Source organism: Dehalobacter sp. 12DCB1 (genome assembly GCF_004343605.1).
Classification (GTDB): domain Bacteria; phylum Bacillota; class Desulfitobacteriia; order Desulfitobacteriales; family Syntrophobotulaceae; genus Dehalobacter.
In genome coordinates, this window is the sequence record NZ_POSF01000004.1 from 1 (window position 1) to 17,567 (window position 17,567).

Consider the following 17,567-nt stretch of genomic DNA (forward strand, 5'->3'; position numbering starts at 1 on the left):
TTCAAGCTCGTTTGTTTACCAAATTTCATTGACGAGTCTAGCTTTTTATTTCATTCTTGTTGTTCAGTTTTCAATGACCTTTGCGCTGCTTTCAGGCGTTCCCGCCCCGAGACGCTTTATTATAATATCACGCTGTTTTGACACTGTCAACAGCAAATCACATGGAATTCGATATTTTTTTATACATTATGCAGAAGTGTCTTTTGCAGCTATTCGGCCAGTTTTAAGTTATTTCTGTCGATCGGTTTTATTACTTTGACAATAATAAATCATCAGCGCTATTAATTATGATGTCCCAAAAATACTGTTTCAGTTGCTGATGATTTTATTATATGAAGAAGAATTAAAGAGCGTTCTTTGTCTCTAAAAAATATCGTTTTTTGATGAATACGGTTCTATCATTTGATTCGAATAAATTTTCTCTTGCCGACCTTCAAGATATCACCGGCCGAAAGACGAATGGCAGCCTGCGAATCTGAGAGCTTTTCATCGTTAAGCTTCACTCCGCCTTGTTCAACCAGTCTTCTGGCTTCTCCCCTGCTCGGGGCAAGTGCTGCGTTGACCATCAGCGTAACCAGTTCGATCGTACCGTCCTTCGACGCACCAAGTTCCGAAAGGCTAAATTCAGGCATCTCATCTGGAGCTTCTTTTTTCTGGAACATTTTAATAAATTCGTCTTTTGCCTGATTGGCTTCGGCATCTCCATGATAAATTCGGACAATCTCCCATCCCAGACGCATTTTTAAGTCACGCGGATGAACGCTGCCGTCAGCAAGACCCTTTTCGAGACGGCGAATTTCGCCAACAGGCACTTTTGTGACCAATTCGAAATAGCGAATCATCAATTCGTCCGGCAGAGACATCGTTTTTCCAAACATTTCTCTGGGACTTTCATAGACTCCGATGTAATTACTTAGACTTTTACTCATTTTATGAACACCGTCAAGCCCCTCAAGGATTGGCGTTGTTAAAGCAACCTGCGGTGATTGTCCATAATCTTTTTGCAGCGTACGGCCCATGAGCAGATTAAACTTTTGGTCTGTTCCTCCTAGTTCGACGTCGCTTTGCAGAGCTACCGAGTCATAGCCCTGCATCAGCGGGTAGAAGAATTCATGAATGCTGATCGGCCGTTCCTCCTGATATCTCTTGGCAAAGTCATCCCTTTCCAGCATTCTGGCAACCGTACAATTGGAAGCTAACTTAATGACCTCTTCAAAACTGAGCTTTGAAAGCCAGGTCGCATTAAATTCAATCCTTGTTTTAGCGGGATCAAGGATTTTAAATATCTGTTCTTTATAGGTTTCCGCATTCCGAAGTACTTCTTCTTCGGTCAATGCCTTTCTAGTTTCGGATTTTCCCGTCGGATCACCTATCCTGCCCGTAAAATCTCCGATGATGATCACTGCCTGATGCCCCAGATCCTGAAACTGTCTCATTTTCTGCAAAGGAACGGTATGTCCCAAATGAATATCTGGAGCCGTCGGATCAAGCCCAAGCTTAACCGTCAGCGGTTTATTTAACAAAAGGGAATTCTTTATTTTTTCCTTTAATTCATCCTCAGGTACAATCTCGGCAGCACCTGTTCTTAATATCTCCATTTGTCTTTGAACTTCATTGTCTAAATCGATCAATTCAAAACATTCCTTCCATTCTTCGATATACCTCAAGTACCTTTGTCTTCCTTTAAAGGATAATAAAAATGATAATAAAATCAATTCATCAAATAGGCCGCCAGGATATATAAAATTAGGGGCTGACATGGTACTATATAAAGCTCTTTGCGCTTGAGCATCTTTTATTATAAAGAAATATAAATTTTATATCAACCTCTTACCAAATTGATACTGTTTTTACAGCCTTTAAAATATGATATAATGTTTTGAGCTTATTAATCTATATACATATTAATAAGTCTTTATCTAGGAGGCAAAAAATGGCTAATAACAATGATTATCATAACCGTAATGCAGATCAGAAGAACAGGCGGGTTCACCCTGTCAAAAAGAAGAAAAAGTTTATGAATACACCCTATTTTAGAATTCCTCTTTTTATCATTATTCTACTCATTGTGTTTTTAGGTATTTACTTAATTGTTGCTGTAGCGAAAACCCCCAAATTAGATGTTGATCTGCTGACAGGTCAGAAACAATCCTCTGTGGTCTATGACAATGAAGAAAATTCAATTGCCCAGCTTCACTCTACCGAAAACAGACTGCTGGTCGACTATGAAGACATTCCGGACACTGTGAAAAAAACGTTTATCGCGGTGGAAGATAAACGGTTTTATAAACATTTTGGGGCAGACCCGGTCCGGATTATCAAATCGGCTTTTAATAACCTGAAAGCCGGTGAAATTGTCGAAGGCGGCAGCACCATCACGATTCAGCTCGCCAAAAACGCATTTATTGAAGATCCGACGGCGCAGAGGCTTTCGCGCAAGATCCAGGAAGCCGTTCTGGCTCTTCAGATTGAGCACGCTTACACCAAAAATGAAATTCTGACCTTTTACTTAAACAGGATTTACCTAGGGGAATCGTCTTTCGGAATCCGGACCGCTTCTTTGACTTATTTTAACAAAGAGCTTAAGGATCTGAATCCGGCTGAAATCGCCATGCTGGCCGGCCTCCCTCAAGCTCCCAGCGGCTATGACCCATATTTTAATCCGGAAAAAGCCAAAGCAAGACGAACGATCGTCCTAGGCGTAATGAGAGATAACAATATTATTTCCCAGGCCGAATATGATCAATATGTCGATGAACCTTTTACGTTTGTCGAGCAGGTTAAATCTAATCAGAAGAATGTACAAATCCCCGAAGCTGCAATGCGCAACAAACAGCACCCTTATTTTGTCGATTATGTAATTTCCGAGCTTCAGGCTAAATATGGCTTTACACCCGAACAGATCTATAGCGGCGGTTTGAAGATCTATACGACTGTAAACTCTAAAATCCAGACCGCAGCCGAGGCAGCTTTTGCAGACTCCAAGAATTTTCCTGCTAACAGTAAGGACGGCACTTCCGTTCAAGGTGCTATGACTGTACTGGAGCCCGATAGCGGGGCGGTCGCAGCAATGGTAGGAGGCCGGGAATACACCCCCATGGGGTTGAACCGCGCTTACCAGTCCAAAAGACAGCCCGGATCGACTGCCAAGCCACTCGTTGTCTATGCACCGGCACTTGAACACGGCGGTTATTATCCTGGAACAGTATTTGATGATATGCCGGTTAAATATAATAACGGTGACGGCACTGTCTGGGCCCCAACAGATTATGACACCATTACTTCCGGCTGGCGGGGGTTAATCACGATGCGCGAAGCTGTTGAGGACTCCGTAAACGTTTACGCCGTAAAACTCTTAAATTCTCTTGGGGTTAGTAATGGCTGGCAGTTCGCTAAGAATAATCTGGGACTTTCCCTGACCGATCATGATAAAGTATTAAGTATGGCCCTCGGGACATTTGATGTTTCCACCCTGCAGATGGCTTCAGCTTACGGAACATTTGCCAATAATGGTGTCAAAGCTGAACCTTACAGTGTTATTAAAGTTTTAGGCCCCGATGGTAAAACATTGGTCGAAAACATGCCTTCCGAGAAAAGAGTAATGAAAGAAACCACCGCTTATTTGATGAATGATCTCCTGAGGAGCGTTGTAACCTCCGGAACAGGCACAAAGGCCCGGATTGGCAATTGGTATATCTGCGGTAAGACCGGTACAACATCCCTCGACCCTGCTAAATTTGGCAATAGGTCCGGTAACCCCGATGCCTGGTTTGCGGGCTATAGCCCAAAATACGTCGGTGTTGTCTGGATGGGGTATGATCAGACAGATACAAGCCATTACCTGTATAAGGTATATGGCGGCAGCTATCCGGCCAGCATCTGGAAACAAGTCATGACGGTTGCCCACGAAGGACTGGCAGTTCAGTCAAGTATTAGCCGTCCCGAAGGGCTTACGACCGTAAAATTCGATTCCAAATCAGGTCTTCTGCCAAGCAGTCTGACTCCTTCGGAATTTGTTAAAACAGAAATATGTGCGACAGACAGTGTTCCAACGAAAGTCAGTGATGTTTGGGTCGAAGTGATGGTCGATGCTAATAACCCTAACCTTTTAGCCCCCGTAGGCAGCATGAATGCCGTATCAAGGATTTGCCTGAACGTTCTGGACCGGCCTAAAGATGTGACCTGGCCGTCAGACGAAGCCCCCTATAAGGCTCCGGATAAATATGTGAATGAAAGTGGCAGCTCCGTAAACGGTGAGACTCCACCGATAGGAGATTCAAGTATTCCTCAATTGTCTCTATCTTCTCCGTATTATGACGGATCGAGCACGGTTGTTCAGCTTCCGGTTTCCAACTATAACAGTAAAAAATATACTGTTAAGCTGTATATCAAGAAACCGGGACAATCCTATCTTGAAACGTATGTGCCGGAAGACGGAAACAAGAGAACGATTCAGTACCGTTTAAATCTTTTCGGTGCCGGAGCAGTCTCCGGAACCTATACCTTCTGGGCTGTACTGATGGACAATAACTCTTTTACAGAGGGTCCTCCGTCAAATCCCGTGACGTTAGAAATCAGTAATTAAGTCACTGTGTCAAATATTGGGGTAACCGCCTAATAGGAGTAAACAAACCGATAGGATGCTGGCAATAGTCTTCCCAGACTGTTACCAGCATTTTTGTAATTTAGCTGCGGCTGACGACATAGTGCCATCTGCTTTCCGCATCCGAGCTCCACTTGGTACGCACAGCACTATGATGTTAGTATATAGCCTATTAAGCCATCATATAATCTAAGACTTTTACGGTATTTTATCTATACTATATTACATAATTCAGCAAAACACTTAAGGCTAGATCAAAAATCTTTGGATTTCCGACCTAGCCTCATATTATTCGGTTCGTAAACGATAATTTGTTTTACACTGAACTCCTGGCTAAAAAGTCTAAATACCTTAATTTTAACTTTTTACCCTTTTAACCAGGGAGCCTTTGTCCAATCCTGACAGTATTCAGGCCATTCTAACCACCAGCGGTTCTTTTCTACTACCTCGGTTCCATAACCAAACATGTCATCAATATCTCGGAGTATATTACCGGCAAATCCAAAGTTAGAAGCGGCAAATACCCCTACGTCATGAATCCATGATGTTTCTTTGTTGTTCCACGGGCAGACTTTCATGCATCGACCGCAAGAGGATCCTTCCCGATTCGTTGTCCGGAATTGGGTGCATTTGTCCGAATCGGCTGCCCATCTCATGTATTGTCCCTTAAATGCGGTTTGGTCTCTGTCAGTTCCGATAGCCTGAGCAGGGCAGTTTTGAGCACATTTTTGACAGGTGGAACAGAAATCTCTTAGTCCAAAATCAATAGGTCCATCAGGTACCAGAGGTAAATCTGTAACAACAACGGCGGCTTTATGCCGGAAACCTAACCGCGGGTGCAAAACACAATCCCCTGTTCTGCTCATTTCTCCCAACCCGCAGGAAATTAGTGCCGGGAGTAGAGGCATAGCGTAGTTTCCATTATGATTTGATCGGGCATTGTAACCAAGGTTACGAATGTATTTCGCTAATATATCCGCAACAAATCCCGATCTGGAATACGCCATCATACTCATAGTACCGCTAATACCATCATAACCCGTAGTGCCCAGAAGGGTATCTAAGCCCTGATCCACAAGTATCCCAATGCAGTATTGATATTTTTCCGATTGAACGGGTGTTCCTGGTTTTGTTTCTAACTCAATTTTATACTGTGCCCAGTCAGTTCCAGTGGGTACTGGAGCTTGTTCCGAATACATCATCCAGGGGAAAAGTTTCCCTACCCCGACTTCATCTGCCCCAGCATAATAACAAACATCCTTGATATGTTGAGTTAACCTTTCTATATTGGGTAAAGGCAACTTGTCTTGACTGGGTTTACCATTCACTGCTTCTGGTACTCCTAAGAACATGGACATATTCTCAAAGGCATTACCCAATGGGTGTTTGCCAATAAAATTTATGACTTGATGCTCGGCATCGGATCCAAGGAGACCTCTAATTGCCTTATTAAACCCTTGATCTTGTTCTCGAGTTCTTTGCACTGGGGCAACAATTTTAGATGTTCCCAGCCAGCCTTCTTGATAACCAAGTTTTTTAACTGATGCACCGGTCACATGGGCTTTAGTTAAGATTCCTTCGTTATCAATGCCTGCCGCACGCGCTACTCTTCCGGTTGTAATAAAAGTAGCCGTCCCTGCAGCTGCCGTAAAAACTCCTGCTTTTAGAAATGTCCGTCTGCTTGTTCTCATAGTCGATTGTGTTTCCCGGTTTGTATCCATCTTCACACCCTCTACCCATTTTAATTATTGATCTACGGAAGTGATTTTTGGGGGCGATTTAAACCATCCCAATATTCTTGCTAGAAAAATTCCTGTCCCAATGGCTATCAGGAAGAAGAAAAATGCACCTACGGTAGCAGCCTTAGTATGATGCCCTGAAATGTTGACTTGGATAAATGAAACTCCCATTGCAGTCCAGAAAAGCCATACTGCTAATGCCAACCAAACATACCATTTTTGAATCCGGGGCCGAAGCCAGTATACACCGGTTGTAACAATAATGCCTAAAAGAAGAATTAATATCGTGTACAATGTTTTCACCTCCTTCCCTTTCACTTTTTTATTAAATTTTATCAATAGTCACTAATCATAAATAGTTCAAACGATACAAAGTAACAAAGATTACTTACCCTGTATCGTCTATGTGGTATTATTTTTTTAGGTAGCTTATTTTTAATTTTTTACCGTTGGGTTTTATGTATTTCGCTAAAAAAAACAAGTTATAATAACTTGTATTACGATCTTCTTGAGGAGGCAATTATGGCGATTCCATCGGGTTCTTCCAAATATACTCCGTATTTATCCTATGATTGTCCGGAACTTAATTTTTGGGCACACCAATATGGCGAGAAAATATCTTATAATAAAAATCAAATTATTTTGACAGCTGAAACAATTGTTGATAGCGTTTACTATATCGAACAAGGGAGAGTAAGGTATGTCACCATCAGCGCTGAAGGAGACGAACATATTTTAGGGATTTTAGGAGATGATTCTTTCTTTGGCCTAATACCTGTGCTTCTGTCTGATCATACCTGTGAGGTACTGGTGATCTCTGAGGCCGCCACCATAGTTTATAAAATAGACAAAGACTGTTTCATTAGAATCTTAAACATGAACACTGAGTTGAATTTATCAATAATTAAAGCCTTAGCCCACTTTGGAAATGAATTAATATATCAAATTGAAAACTTATTGTTTTTTGACAGCGAGGAGCGGTTATTGAACCTTTTATATGCTTCCATTGATAAGAACATTTCATCAGACCAAGATTGGTATCGTCTTAAAATCCAGTACACTCAGGAGGATATTGGTAAGATCATCGGTGTGTCCAGAATTACTGTGACAAGAATTATCTCAGAACTTTGTAAAAGAAAAATTATCAGATTGGTCAACCACAAGATCGAGGTAAAACGAACTCCAAACACGGAATAACTCCTTACAAATATTAGTAAGTATGGCTAAAAACAACTAAAAAACCGCCAAAACTGATATAATGAGAATAAGCATAAACCTAATTACTTATATCAGTACTTTGGAGGTTTCCTATAACCAGTATTATATTAGACTTAGGAAGTAACGAAAATGCAGTTTCCTTTTGAATTGATAAGTTTTTATTAGTCATTTACTTTAATTCAACGATCGTAACCCCGGAATCACCCTCGCCAAACTCACCTAAGCGGTAAGCAGCAACATGGGGATGTCTTTTCAAGAACTGATGAATACCTGCCCGCAGGGCGCCTGTCCCTTTGCCATGAATCACACTGACCTGATTGATTCCTGTAATCACAGCATCATCCAGATACTTATCCAGCATTAGGATTCCCTCTTCGACCAGTTTCCCCCGGAGATCGATTTCACTTCTGAGATTGACCGCTTTGCTCAGCCCGAAAGTACCTTTGATTGTTTTTTCAAAATGCTCTGGTTTTCTTGTCTCATCGACCAGCCGGATTTCGGATAGCGGAACGCTGACTTTCAAAATACCCGTCTGAACCAGCACTTCATTGTTGTTATCCGGTTTTTGCAGGACCTGGCCCTTCTGTCTAAGATTGGGCATATAGACCGTTTGTCCCGGTTCTACCTGCCCGGGCTTCGGTCCGGATTTGTCTCTTCCGGCATACCCGGTTTCATATACCTTTTCGGATAGCTTTTTCAGTCCCTGGCGTGTTTTCTCCAGGGCTGCTTCCTGTTCACGCCGTTCTTTCTTTTGGGCTTCCTTGATTTCTTTGATGATTCCTTCGGCTTCGAGTCTGGCCTGACGGACAACGTCGACAGCCTCTTCTTTGGCCTTGCGGATAATATCTTCGTATTTTTCTTCCAGTTCCAGATTCTTTTTCTTAAGCTCCGCAGCTTTATGTTCAGCCTTCTTCTGCTCTTCTTCTACGCTCCGTTTTTTAAGTTCAATCTCTCTTTGCGTATCCTCGAGGTTCTCCAGGAGATCGCTCTCCTTCATATCCCGTTCAGAGATAAACGATCGGGCTTTTTCCAGAATACCACTGCCAAGTCCGAGCCGCTGGGCAATCGATAAGGCATTGCTGCGTCCGGGAATACCGGTCAGCAGGCGGTAGGTTGGCTTAAGCGTTTCCGGATTAAACTCCACTGAAGCATTTTCTACCCGAGGTGTATTGTAGGCAAAGGTCTTTAACGTACCGTAGTGCGTCGTAGCCACCCCGCAGCTTCCGCGCTCCAATAATTCCGCAAGGATCGCCATGGCCAGGGCAGCCCCCTCTCCCGGATCCGTCCCGGCTCCCAGCTCATCGAGCAGAACCAGGGAACGGCTGTCGGCTTTCCGGGTAATATCCACAATATTGGTCATATGTGCGGAGAACGTACTCAAAGACTGTTCAACACTCTGCTCATCACCGATATCGACAAAAATTTGAGTGAATATCCCGAGCCGTGAGTCGCTTTCAGCCGGAATATGAAGCCCGGACTGCATCATCACCGCCATCAGGCCGATCGTCTTCAGCGTCACCGTCTTCCCACCGGTGTTCGGGCCGGTAATGATCAGAAATTGGTCATCCATCCCGAGTTCGACGGATATCGGTACAACAGGCCCGGTGAGCAGAGGATGTCTCGCTCCGATCAGTTTGACCTCCTGTTTATTCACCACGAGCGGAGACCCGGCTTCCATATCTTCACTTAGACGGGCTTTCGCCAGAATAAAATCCAGCTTAATCAAGGCTTCATACAACAGCATAATCTCTGGAATCCTGGCAGCAACTATTGCTGTGAGCTGCTGAAGAATCCTTTGAACTTCCCTGTTCTCTTTCAGGATGATCTCTCTCAATTCATTGCCAAGCTGAACGACTGCCATCGGTTCGATGAAAAGCGTCGCACCGCTGGCTGACTGATCGTGGACAATTCCAGGAAAAGCGGAACTGTATTCCATTTTAATTGGAACCACATAGCGATCCCCTCTGCTTGTAATGACATTGTCCTGAAGCATCTTTTGATAATTCGGATTTCTTAAAATGCCGTCGAGGCTTTCCTTGATCCGCTGCTGGCTTGTTCCTTTCGCTTTTCGCAGTCTGGCCAGCTCTTCGGAAGCCCGGTCATTGATATCCCCGTCCTCGGAAACACTGCGGGAGATATCGTCTTCTATCTCTTTCTGCGGTACGATCCCATCGACCGTTTCTCTGAGGGTATATAGTTCGCTGTACTGGTCTTTTCCTGCCTGGTTGCCTTCCAGCAGCGTATTCTTTAAGCGGCGGGCAGTTTTCAACGTATCCCTGATTTCCAGTAATTCTTCCGGATTTAAGGTTCCGCCCCGGTCGCATCTTTCCAGATAAGGACGGATTTCCCGCGCGCCTCTGACTGAAAACAAAGGGTTAATCCTAAGGAGAATTTTTCCTTCGTCCGTTTCACGGAGCAGCGCTTTCACGGTACGCAGGTCAGACTCCGGAACAAGGGCTTCCGCGAATTCTTTCGCCCCGGGAAGCATGCAATGGTCCCTAAGCCGTTCTCTGACTGCGCCAAAATCCAGTTTCACCAGGACTTTATCTGAAGCTATCAATTTACGTTAGCACCCCTCTGTAAAAATGTCCTTTAGTAAAGCCTTCAGGATAAAGTTCCTCCAGGCTTTTCATTGCTTCCTCTGTTTCCTCTTTGCCTATGTTCTTGCCTCCAGCCGTTTCTTGCCAAAGCCGGTGAAATACTGCAACGGCACGTTCAGCCTGCGGCAAGGATGCCCGAAGCAGTTCCAGCCGGATATTTCTGATGCCCATATCGGCTATTTTAGACAGTTCGGTTACCAGATTCAAGGTTTTGGCATTGAAGACATGCATCCGGCACGCTTGATCCGTAGCCAGTGGGAAGTGATAAGCCATGCGGTCCTTCAGGTACAGGTCTCTGTTTTGACAGGCCTTTCCGCATTTGTTGCGGGCCCCGTCTTTTCCCTCCCCCAGCACAGCGCCGGGAAGACAGAATTCACTGACCATCATTTCCATATCACCAAACACCGGCAGCTCCATGCCTTCGGATTTACCCAGAACGGCAAGCTGTTCCTGACTTAATTCCATGGAAAGGGCTGCCTGTCTTCCGCCTGCCCTGCGAACCCAGTCCAGCGCCGCTGCGTTAAAACAATGCAGAAAATAATCCGTCTCCCAGGTCCACCCGGGATCAACGGTCTTCAGCATTTCGATTTCCGCCAGATTTCCGGCCATGATCACCGGCCTTGCCGACCAGCCTGCCACCTTTGTCAGATCCTTCAACACCTGCTCACCTTGGGTCTGATTCAGGATTCGCGGCAGTCTCCATAGTAGCGTCCTTCCCCGGCTTTGACAGGTATCGAGTGCCTTCTGCAGCTCTGCCAGGGTAAGGGGTGGTCTGGACCGCCAGTGTTCTCCGCCCAGGATAATTCTGTCCGCACCGGACTTCAGCAACGGCGCAATCATGGAAAAATCCGTCACCGCGGCACTGAGCAGATGCTTGCCTGTTCCGGTTTTTCCCGATACGGTCCGGCCGGTTTTGAGCTGCTGATTCCAAGTAGCGGTCCGCTCCTGATACGCCTTCAAGGTCAGCGTAGGCTTGCTGTGAGACGGTTCCAAAAGCTTCTCCACCGCAGCGCGCCGCAATTCATTCAACGCACTGACCGGTATCATCAGATCCCCTTCCAGTGCTGTTGATAATTCTCCCAGATAAAACGGGGTATTCCCCAATCGCCCCAGCTGTTTTACCAGAACCTCCTGTGTCAGTGGCCGGTTCTGTGCTTCCTGGGCCTCACACTGAGATTCCAGCGCAATGTGCTGCTGGTCGTCCCAGACGGTTAGGCGCAGCTTTTGACCAGCTTTCCCGGAAAGCTGCATTTTTAACGGCCTTTTGCGCGTTTCCTTGCCTTCCTGGAAACTGTGCCGGGCCTGGGCAATCAGCTGCTCGTCGTGCGTTTTGAATACCCGGTCCCCAATATTCGCAGCGCCTTCAAATTCGATGGTGACCGTATCTCCGGGTGCAGCACTGTCAACCGTTTTGCCGCCGGGGACCATTATTTTCCCGACGCTGATCCCTTCACGGCCTCTTTTTGTCCAGATTTCCAGGCCGTCTCCGAGTCCCAGCTCGCGGTCCAGCTTCAGTGTCAGACGGTTGTTTTTTAGATCCGTAATTCGGCCCAACATGGTACCGCGGTTGTTTGGGCGGCTGAAACTCATCATCTCAGCTCCCTGGTAACCCTGAAAGTATCCGGTTGTAAAATCCCGGTTAAAAATCTGAGTCAGCTCATATAGATCCCGGGCTGTGATTTCCTGCCCCTTCTGATCTTGTAAAAAGTCCAGGGCTTTACGGTAGATCCGGATGACTGTTGCTACATATTCCGGTCTTTTCATCCGGCCTTCTATCTTCAGTGAGCGTACACCGATCCGCTGCAGCTCCCCAAGATTGTCCAATAATTTCAGGTCGCGCGGACTCAGAAGATGCTCCCCGGTCTTCCTTCCTTCCAGCAAATCCCTGCCTTTGCCGTCAACCAAACTGTAGGCCATCCTGCAAGGCTGTGCACACCTTCCGCGGTTGCCGCTCCGTCCCCCGATATAGCTTGACATCAGGCACTGTCCGGAATAGCTGATACACAGTGCGCCGTGTCCAAAGACCTCGACATCCAGCTCCGTCGCCTGAACCATTTTTTCTATTTCCGGCGCCGAAGTCTCCCTGGCCAGAACAACCCTGGAAAAACCCATTTTTTCTAGCTGCTTCAATCCATAAATATTATTCTGGGTCATCTGGGTGCTGGCATGAAGCTTCATTTCCGGCAGAACTTCCCGAATAAAATTTGCAACCCCGATATCCTGAACGATCAAGGCGTCCGCACCAAGTGAATATAGCTGATAGACATAGTCCGCCAGCTCTGAGAATTCGCTGTCAGCCACAAGAATATTTAATGTCACATAGACCTTGACGCCGCGTTCGTGCGCGTACGTCACCGCCTTAGACAATTCCTCCGAATCAAAATTCGAGGCCGAAGCCCTGGCATTGAACATTTTGCCTCCGAGATAGACGGCATCGGCTCCGTTTTCCACCGCAGCCTTCAATGCCTCGTAACCTCCGGCCGGCGCAAGAAGTTCTATCTTTTTATTTGTATGCTGCCGCGGACTGCTGCCAAAATCTGAATGCATGGTTGCGTTCTCCGTTCCTGTTTCGTCTTTTTCTGCTTTTCTTCTAATCATACCACACTATCATTTTGCGGCAAATTTTTTCCATTCTCTCCTTTAAAGATCTCATTAGGGAAAGATTAAAACCATTAAGAAATGAATTCGGCAGTTGCCATGGATGGAAAATTCTCCTTGACTTATCTTTTAAAAAAGATAAGCTATTTAGTAGGAGGTGATCGTGTTGGATGATAAGGTAATGGATCTTCTCGGAAAAATCCTTGAGAACCAAACCGAAACTAATTTTCAACTTAAGGAATTAACCTCCCGAGTTCAAAAAATTGAAGTAAATGTTGAAAATAATTTAAGTTATAAAATAAAAGCACTATTCGATGCTCGCGAAGTACAGAATGAAAAAAACGATACTATTATCAATACTCTAGGAAGAATAGAAACAGCACATGTACGTAAAGTGAAATAGAAAGATTGAAGGAGTTTGTTCAAGGCTCCTTTTTTTATTTTACAGGACGTTGTCCCCTTAAATATCCTTTCGTCCATGGGCATTTAACTATACATAATCCACACATAGTTTCATTAATACCTATTTTATTGCATCTCTCTCGTGCTGTGTTTCTACAATTAATCGCATTGTAAAATTTATCCCTGTCTATATTGACATTCCAACTTTCTCCTGATATGGCACCCGCGGGACACGCATTCTTACACTCAAGGCAATTCCCACACTTTGAATCAGTTATTGGCGTTCCGGTTTCCAGTATTGCGTCGGTTAAGACACTTGAAATTCTGATTCCTGAACCGTATTCTTCTGTTACTAATAATGCACATTTTCCTATCCATCCTACCCCTGCTCTTGTCGCTATTGTTTTATGCGGTAACTCTGTTCGTTGTGTTTGGTTATCTTTTATTACACTGCCTTTAATTTTAGGGACTGCAGAGAAGCCTTTACTTCTAAGAATCTCTGCAGTATATTCATCCAGTTCATCCAATAATCTGTTCAGCCTTTTGTATTCTTCGTAAGATTCTAAGGTCGGCCCATCATTTATACTCAGTAGTATTTCTGGATTTACACTTACTCCTATCAAAATTCCGTAGCTTAATCCTTTTGTTTGATCTTTTGGCAGAGATGATAAATCAGCAAACCCAACTATTGAAGCACCTCTGGATATAAGCTGATCCTTTATTTCTTTGTTTAAACTCATAAATAACACCTCTTTTGATTGTTGCAAAATTTTATATTGTAGTTCCTTCTATAATGAGTCTTCTTTAGAAGTCGTATCTAATTTCCGCTCAATAGATTTTACGTTTTTGTCAATTCTCCAAAGCATTTTTATTACCCACATGACAAATGCGAAACTTAGCATAGCCGACCAAAACCCTGGTGACAATAATAGCATTCTGCGATCCCTCCATAATATCGAAATTTTCAAGAAGAGTTCTGCTGCCTATGATATTTTTTATTAATTTTAAAAGTTCTATTATCCGATCTAGCCTATTTATGGGGAAAGTATTGGGAATTCCATCGTATTTTATCTAAACTTTAATAAGGGTTCATGTAGAAATATAACATTGTTGTTGCAATGATAATCAGTACAATTACTGATACTATTACCAAAGTCCTGCGTTTCTTCATTATCCCATGGATTATACCTACAAGTGCAGCGATTATAAGAATAATAGCCAATGCCATACTTTACCACTCCTTTAATTCGCCTTTGACAACTTCTGATTTTCAGCCAAGCTTTCTTACTACCAGTCTCAAGCAATTGATTAATTGTGCTTATGCCAACTTCATTCAATTGTCGTTCAACTTTAAGAACCAACAATTTCTTTTCCTGCGCCAGGAGGGCGCGGTTTTTGCACGATATAGCATATAATGTTTTGCCGGTTTCCCGCCGCGCCATGATCGCATGCATCATCCTCCAAGCGGCGGGAACTGCCTGTTATGTAAAGTAGCGATCCCCCAGATTCAGAGGCCAACAGGACAGCGGCCCCTTGATTATCTCCAAATATTGCTGATATATCCCAAATTGTTTTGTCCACTTTGAAACCTGTACCGTTCCAATTTCTGTTTTCCATTCCTTTTCTATATCTGAATGACATTTCTGTCCTAATCCTTCTCGTTCATGATGACAAAATCGACATTCAAGGGGCATTAATCCTGTACTATGTAATTGACACAAGTTATTCTCCAAGAAATTGCATCCATTTTGTGCAAAATTATTTAATGCGAACTTCCCCTCACATCCCTTAAATGCTGGTGAGAGCACACCAAATGTTCTTTCCGGAGATATTTCAAGCATCATGCGATTGGCATAGCCAAAACGAATTGCTTTTGTCGCTTCATCTACAGTCCACCATCCGGGGCGTTGACAATAAGCCAAACAAATATCGCAACTACATGGTTCTGATGGAGGGTATTTATCCAATAACGATTTACGCTTTGTTCCTTTCATCATTAGATTTCTCCTTCCGCCAAAATTTTTCCCCAAAAAATCCGCCACACGATGTAGCTGCCCCGCGCGCTATTTTATATACGTCCCGTGAACTCCCGAGGTCTGGTTACTACCTGCATATTCTTTCAGATTTTGGGAAAAGAATAGTCGAAATAAGCACGTTGGTATCAATCATGATTCTCATATTTTTTCTCCCAAATTTCTTTTTTTATATCTTTAACTAAGTTGTTAACATCATCTTCAGAGTAGATACCATGCTTTTCAGCTACCCCTTGCATTCCTTCTTGTATTTCTTTCAATGCTATCATGGAGGAATTAGCAAAAACAATTTTATCGCCTTCTTTAATGAAGATAACTTTATCCCCTTCTTTAAGATTGAGCTTCTTCCTTATTCCTACTGGTATCGTGATTTGTCCTTTTGATGTTATTCTAGCAAGCTCCATTACAATCACTCCATTCCTTACATTCCTTACTTATTAATATACCACATATTATGCTTAATCAACCACTTGTTTACATCTTCTTCCAAGACACTTTGCATGGTATTTCATATAACTCATCCCTATTTATCTTAAGTAGATAGGTTACTCTTACAGGAATTTTTGAGTTATATCTTTGCCAGCTTTATCTAGAAATTTAACTTCTGGACCAATGAGATTATCCTGAGAAAATCTAAATACGTGGAGAAAGTAATCACTTCCTCCAATATTTCTGGTTACAGTATTATTCTTAAACTTTAATTCGATCGTCTGTGCTTTAGGCCCGTTATAACCATACACCACAATCAACCTGTCATAACTCTTATCTGTGGCCGGCCCGAAGTCGTATACACCAAATTTGGTATTTATATCTGCTCTTCCTGTTATGTTACTCCCGCCTAGGAATACATATCGACTAGCAAGCAAAGTATGAGGCTCATAATATATCATTCCTAATTGACCAGAGGATTTGTTTTTAAAAAGAATGAACTGATCATTTCTATTTTCAATTATCTGAAGTATTTCAACGCCTGAACCTGCTTCTTTCTCAATGTTTTTAACAATATTCTCTTTATTTAAGTCAACTGTATTCAAATAGATGTATGTATAGACGATAAGTAAGCTAATAGCTAGCAAGGTAAATATTATAATTAATCTCCTTAGAATATTATTCACTTTGCCCCTCTTTTTCTATTTATTTCTTCTGACAAATCCGCGCATGAGTTATTACCTAAAATGTGATACTTCAAAATCTATTCTATCCTTGACGTTATCTTAAGCCATATTTCTTTGGTTAAAAAACTCTCTTCAACTTGCTCTTCTAACTCTAAGAAGCGTTTATATGGAATGCTGAATGAAAGAATGTCTTTGTCAATATAATTTCGTGCGGAAGGATCCGTTAATCCGATAATACACTTTGGATCCTCCTTCTCTGCTTGCTCTAGAGCATATAGTACAGACTGCTGACAGCCAGAACCAAAGTCTATTTTAACGTTGTCTTGAGTTGATTTATCGTAATTGGCGAACCACATCAGTGCTGAAAGTTGATCTGCATTGGCTAGGAAGATAATTATTTCTGGTGTTTCATCTTCAGCCAATCCCGATAACGGTTTAAAAATTATATACTTTGCGGGTACAACTTCAGGTAACCCAGCTGCGAATTTCGCTGCTAACTCCGGGTTCTTCTTATAAAATTCTCCTTCTCTACCACCGGGAACACCAGTTGATAAGAAATGTTCAATAAAACCTAATTGAAACCGATTGAAACCAAGTCCAACTTTACCACCCGGACAATTCGTAGTCTTATCTTCAAATACCGCCACTCGTCCTTTAGCTGCAGCATTTAACATAGAAATAACACAACCCCGTTTCCCTTCTTGGAACTGCATTGCATCCTCGGGTTTAACATTTGAACGGAATACTGCAACTGGCTGACTTTTTAACTTTATTGAATCAGCAATTTTACTTTTCATCATAACACTCCTACATTTTATTATTTTTTCCCGAAGCATCATATTAATTTCACATATTCAAAGTTTTGGGAACTGCCTGTTACACGATGTGGCAGCACAGCGGGAATGTGGTAAATGCTTTATCTTAAATAATTCCATTCTTCTAAGACAATACCAAGTATTATTCACAAATGTGACACTTGTTACTAAAATATTTATTCTTCATTATATTTACAAATTCCTTCCCATTATTTTACTTTAATTGGAATTGGCTTTAGCGGAATTGGCCAAATGTCCTGAGCCTAAGCGGCCAAGCCTTCACCACCCGAAGCCCATCTGCATATGCTGCAATTAGACTCATAATGAAAGGGCGGGCGGCATGGATAATCCGACCACCGAACGCACACCGCTTGTCATAGCGGCTGAAATAAATATGATAACCTGCCAAACCAAAAAAATAGTACTTGCCAGCGCCATTGAAAT

At 43.1% G+C, this 17,567-nt stretch carries 15 protein-coding genes; 4 read left to right on the forward strand and 11 right to left on the reverse strand.

All coding sequences use genetic code 11. The features are described from left to right. Positions 1-398: 398 nt before the first annotated feature. Positions 399-1,667: a tyrosine--tRNA ligase gene (gene tyrS / locus C1I38_RS02535; protein ID WP_119776988.1), complete on the reverse strand. Its 1,269-nt coding sequence runs from the start codon at positions 1,665-1,667 to the stop codon at positions 399-401. A gap of 266 nt (positions 1,668-1,933) precedes the next feature. Here tyrS and C1I38_RS02540 point away from each other — a divergent pair, with 266 nt between their 5' ends. Next, positions 1,934-4,585 (forward strand): PBP1A family penicillin-binding protein, encoded by a 2,652-nt coding sequence (locus C1I38_RS02540; RefSeq protein WP_119776986.1) that lies wholly within the window; start codon positions 1,934-1,936, stop codon positions 4,583-4,585. A 383-nt stretch (positions 4,586-4,968) separates the two neighbouring features. Here the strand turns inward: C1I38_RS02540 and C1I38_RS02545 are convergent, their stop codons facing one another. Next, entirely contained in the window at positions 4,969-6,324 is a 1,356-nt protein-coding gene (locus tag C1I38_RS02545) for a reductive dehalogenase (protein WP_119776984.1), read from the reverse strand. 24 nt (positions 6,325-6,348) lie between these two features. Continuing rightward, positions 6,349-6,636 (reverse strand): hypothetical protein, encoded by a 288-nt coding sequence (locus tag C1I38_RS02550; RefSeq protein WP_119776983.1) that lies wholly within the window; start codon positions 6,634-6,636, stop codon positions 6,349-6,351. 228 nt (positions 6,637-6,864) lie between these two features. Between C1I38_RS02550 and C1I38_RS02555 the strand changes: the two genes are divergently transcribed. Continuing rightward, positions 6,865-7,539, forward strand: coding sequence for a Crp/Fnr family transcriptional regulator (locus tag C1I38_RS02555; protein ID WP_119776981.1), 675 nt, complete (start codon positions 6,865-6,867; stop codon positions 7,537-7,539). Between the two features lie 190 nt (positions 7,540-7,729). On the opposite strand, the gene C1I38_RS02560 is transcribed toward C1I38_RS02555, so the two are convergent. Together C1I38_RS02560 and C1I38_RS02565 are read right to left on the reverse strand one after the other, a co-directional pair. Next, on the reverse strand, positions 7,730-10,120 hold the full coding sequence (locus C1I38_RS02560; protein ID WP_119776980.1) for an endonuclease MutS2: 2,391 nt from the start codon (positions 10,118-10,120) through the stop codon (positions 7,730-7,732). A gap of 1 nt (position 10,121) precedes the next feature. Then, the gene (locus C1I38_RS02565) at positions 10,122-12,707 is read right to left on the reverse strand and encodes a U32 family peptidase (protein WP_119776995.1); all 2,586 of its coding nucleotides are present in this window, start codon (positions 12,705-12,707) and stop codon (positions 10,122-10,124) included. Between the two features lie 214 nt (positions 12,708-12,921). On the opposite strand from C1I38_RS02565, the gene C1I38_RS02570 reads away from it, so the two are divergent. Continuing rightward, positions 12,922-13,161 carry a hypothetical protein gene (locus tag C1I38_RS02570; RefSeq protein WP_119776978.1) on the forward strand — a complete coding sequence of 80 codons (240 nt, stop codon included), beginning with the start codon at positions 12,922-12,924 and terminating at the stop codon, positions 13,159-13,161. Positions 13,162-13,195: 34 nt separating this feature from the next. Here C1I38_RS02570 and C1I38_RS02575 read toward each other — a convergent pair whose 3' ends face one another. The 6 genes from C1I38_RS02575 to C1I38_RS02600 all read right to left on the reverse strand — a co-directional run bounded on the left by C1I38_RS02575 (position 13,196) and on the right by C1I38_RS02600 (position 17,105). Further along, complete coding sequence (locus tag C1I38_RS02575; RefSeq protein WP_119776977.1) at positions 13,196-13,900, reverse strand: 4Fe-4S double cluster binding domain-containing protein; 705 nt, start codon at positions 13,898-13,900, stop codon at positions 13,196-13,198. 327 nt (positions 13,901-14,227) lie between these two features. After that, a complete protein-coding gene (locus C1I38_RS02580) occupies positions 14,228-14,617 on the reverse strand; it encodes a TfoX/Sxy family DNA transformation protein (protein ID WP_243103770.1) in 390 nt (129 codons plus the stop codon). A 24-nt stretch (positions 14,618-14,641) separates the two neighbouring features. Then, the gene (locus C1I38_RS02585; RefSeq protein WP_119776975.1) at positions 14,642-15,157 is read right to left on the reverse strand and encodes a hypothetical protein; all 516 of its coding nucleotides are present in this window, start codon (positions 15,155-15,157) and stop codon (positions 14,642-14,644) included. A gap of 164 nt (positions 15,158-15,321) precedes the next feature. Beyond that, positions 15,322-15,597 (reverse strand): AbrB/MazE/SpoVT family DNA-binding domain-containing protein, encoded by a 276-nt coding sequence (locus C1I38_RS02590; RefSeq protein ID WP_119776974.1) that lies wholly within the window; start codon positions 15,595-15,597, stop codon positions 15,322-15,324. Between the two features lie 147 nt (positions 15,598-15,744). After that, the gene (locus tag C1I38_RS02595; RefSeq protein ID WP_119776972.1) at positions 15,745-16,308 is read right to left on the reverse strand and encodes a hypothetical protein; all 564 of its coding nucleotides are present in this window, start codon (positions 16,306-16,308) and stop codon (positions 15,745-15,747) included. Between the two features lie 77 nt (positions 16,309-16,385). After that, the gene (locus tag C1I38_RS02600; protein WP_119776970.1) at positions 16,386-17,105 is read right to left on the reverse strand and encodes a DUF169 domain-containing protein; all 720 of its coding nucleotides are present in this window, start codon (positions 17,103-17,105) and stop codon (positions 16,386-16,388) included. 412 nt (positions 17,106-17,517) lie between these two features. Here C1I38_RS02600 and C1I38_RS14190 point away from each other — a divergent pair. Beyond that, positions 17,518-17,567 (forward strand): DUF3102 domain-containing protein (locus C1I38_RS14190; protein WP_243109277.1); only part of this gene is annotated, 50 nt, incomplete at its 3' end.